The sequence below is a fragment of the Deltaproteobacteria bacterium genome (assembly GCA_029860075.1).
GTDB lineage: Bacteria > Desulfobacterota > JADFVX01 > JADFVX01 > JADFVX01 > JAOUBX01.
Genome location: JAOUBX010000167.1, coordinates 1 through 2310, shown reverse-complemented (window position 1 = coordinate 2310; position 2310 = coordinate 1). Strand labels below are relative to the sequence as shown.

General features: G+C 47.2%; 2 protein-coding genes and 1 CRISPR repeat array. Both genes read left to right on the top strand.

Translation table 11 applies throughout. The features are described 5' to 3' along the window. Nucleotides 1-6: 6 nt before the first annotated feature. Nucleotides 7-501: direct repeats of the CRISPR family, unit length 32 nt; unit sequence GTCGCCCCTCATGCGGGGGCGTGGATTGAAAC. A 165-nt stretch (nucleotides 502-666) separates the two neighbouring features. Beyond that, nucleotides 667-1329, top strand: a complete 663-nt coding sequence (cas4, locus tag OEV42_21570) for a CRISPR-associated protein Cas4 (protein ID MDH3976859.1) — start codon at nucleotides 667-669, stop codon at nucleotides 1327-1329. Between the two features lie 4 nt (nucleotides 1330-1333). Next, a partial coding sequence (gene cas1c / locus OEV42_21565; GenBank protein MDH3976858.1) for a type I-C CRISPR-associated endonuclease Cas1c occupies nucleotides 1334-2310 on the top strand: 977 nt, incomplete at its 3' end.

Below are 2310 nucleotides of genomic sequence, written 5' to 3'. Positions count from 1 at the left end.
CCCTTGGTCGCCCCTCATGCGGGGGCGTGGATTGAAACTCGCACAGCCATCGTGATTAAATCCTGCGTTGGAGTCGCCCCTCATGCGGGGGCGTGGATTGAAACCTGACAAGTGATCCTCAACGAAAGCCTGAAACGGTCGCCCCTCATGCGGGGGCGTGGATTGAAACTAAATCCAATAAATCATTTTGTTTAGACTCACGCGTCGCCCCTCATGCGGGGGCGTGGATTGAAACAGACCCAGAAGTTGTAACACCTGTTTGTATTACCGTCGCCCCTCATGCGGGGGCGTGGATTGAAACAACAATATCAGGATATTGTGGTTAAGGCTTTTGATGTCGCCCCTCATGCGGGGGCGTGGATTGAAACTAGTTCTCTCGGGTTCGGTCCCCTCGATAGATATGTCGCCCCTCATGCGGGGGCGTGGATTGAAACAATGGCTCGTAATTCTTTATCAGCGCCACCAAATCGTCGCCCCTCATGCGGGGGCGTGGATTGAATGGAATTACTATGCTATGGCCACAAAGAAGCTTAAAAAGTGCAGATTAAGATATAAATCCGGCAGGGGGTGGTAATACTAAGCCTGACACAAAAAGTTTCCTTAACAGGAGGTTTAAAGTATTATTAAAAAAATCCCGGTGGGATATTTAAACAAGGGGGATAATTAATGAATTTTACCGAAGACGATCTCCTTCCCTTGTCCGCCCTCCAGCACCTTCTTTTCTGCGAGCGGCAATGTGCCTTGATACATAATGAGCGTTTGTGGGAGGAGAACCTCTTCACGGCGGAAGGGAATGTAATGCATGAAAATGTCGATAAAGCGCATAAAGAATCACGGGGAAAGGTGCGTGTTGACTATGCCTTGCCTTTAAGATCGCTAAAACTCGGCCTTTCAGGTAAAGCGGACGCTGTTGAATTTCATAGGGAAGAAGATGCCCGGCAGGGTGGAAAAAGGCTGCTTTTGTGGCGGCCTTTTCCTGTGGAGTATAAAAGAGGCAAACCGAAGTCCGGTAATTTTGACAAGGTTCAGCTTTGCGCCCAGGCCATGTGCCTGGAGGAAATGACAGGCTTGCCCGTTGAAAAAGGCGCGCTTTTTTACGGCAGAACAGGTCGCCGTCTGGATGTATTATTTGATGAAGAACTTAGGAATAAGACGAAAGAAGCGGCTGCAAGACTCCATGAATTGATTGATTCCGGGGTGACGCCGAAAGAAGAATATTCAAAAAAGTGTGATAGCTGCTCTCTCGTTGAACAGTGTATGCCGAAAGTGACGGGAAGAAGGAAATCGGTAAAGCGATACCTGAATCGTCTCGTTATAAAGGAGGGGTAATTTTATGAAAAAACATCTCAATACCCTTTTTGTTACTACCCAGGAAGCCTATCTCGCCAAAGAAGGGGAGACTGTTGTCGTTAAGGCTGAAAGGGAAGTGAAATTAAGGGTTCCAATTCATACGATAGGGGGAATTGTCTGCTTCGGACAGGTGAGTTGCAGTCCTTTTTTGATGGGCTTTTGTGCAGAGAGAAATGTTGCCATTACTTTCCTGACGGAAAACGGCCGTTTTCTGGCGAAGGTTTTGGGGCCTGTTTCCGGTAATGTTCTGTTGAGACGTGAACAATACCGGCGGGCAGATAATAAGCGGGAGTCGGCTGATCTGGCCAGGGCAATGGTAACAGGCAAGCTTGCCAATTGCCGCACCGTTGTCAACCGCGCTTTAAGGGATCATCCTGAAAAAGTCGATTCGGAAACACTTGAATTCACGGCAAAACGGCTTTCCTCTTCAATGAGAAAGATGAATGGTGTCGATGATCTTGATATTGTCCGGGGTATCGAGGGAGATAGCGCAAATATCTACTTTAATGCATTCGATCACTTTATAACGGCACAGAAAGATGATTTTTTCTTTAGAAGGAGAAATAGGAGACCCCCAAAGGATAATGTTAACTGTCTCCTTTCTTTTCTTTATGTTCTTCTCATGCACGATATTCGATCAGCGCTGGAAACGGTCGGCCTCGATCCGGCAGTCGGTTTTCTTCACAGGGACCGTCCCGGCAGAGCAGGGCTTGCCCTTGATATGATGGAGGAGTTCAGGCCCTTTATTGCCGACCGGCTTGCTCTTTCCCTGGTTAATCTTAAAAAAGTGAATGGCAAGGGGTTTAAGAAGGATGAAACGGGTGGTGTAACCATGGATGATGATACAAGGAAAACCGTTCTTGTTGCCTATCAAAACAGAAAACAGGATATTATTAATCACCCTTTCCTGGAAGAGAAAGTCTCCATTGGTCTTCTTTTTCATATTCAGGCCATGCTTAT

Coding starts and splice junctions, on each gene's coding strand:
- cas4 (MDH3976859.1), top strand. CDS start 667: ATGAATTTTACCGAAGACGATCTCCTTCCCTTGTCCGCCCTCCAGCAC.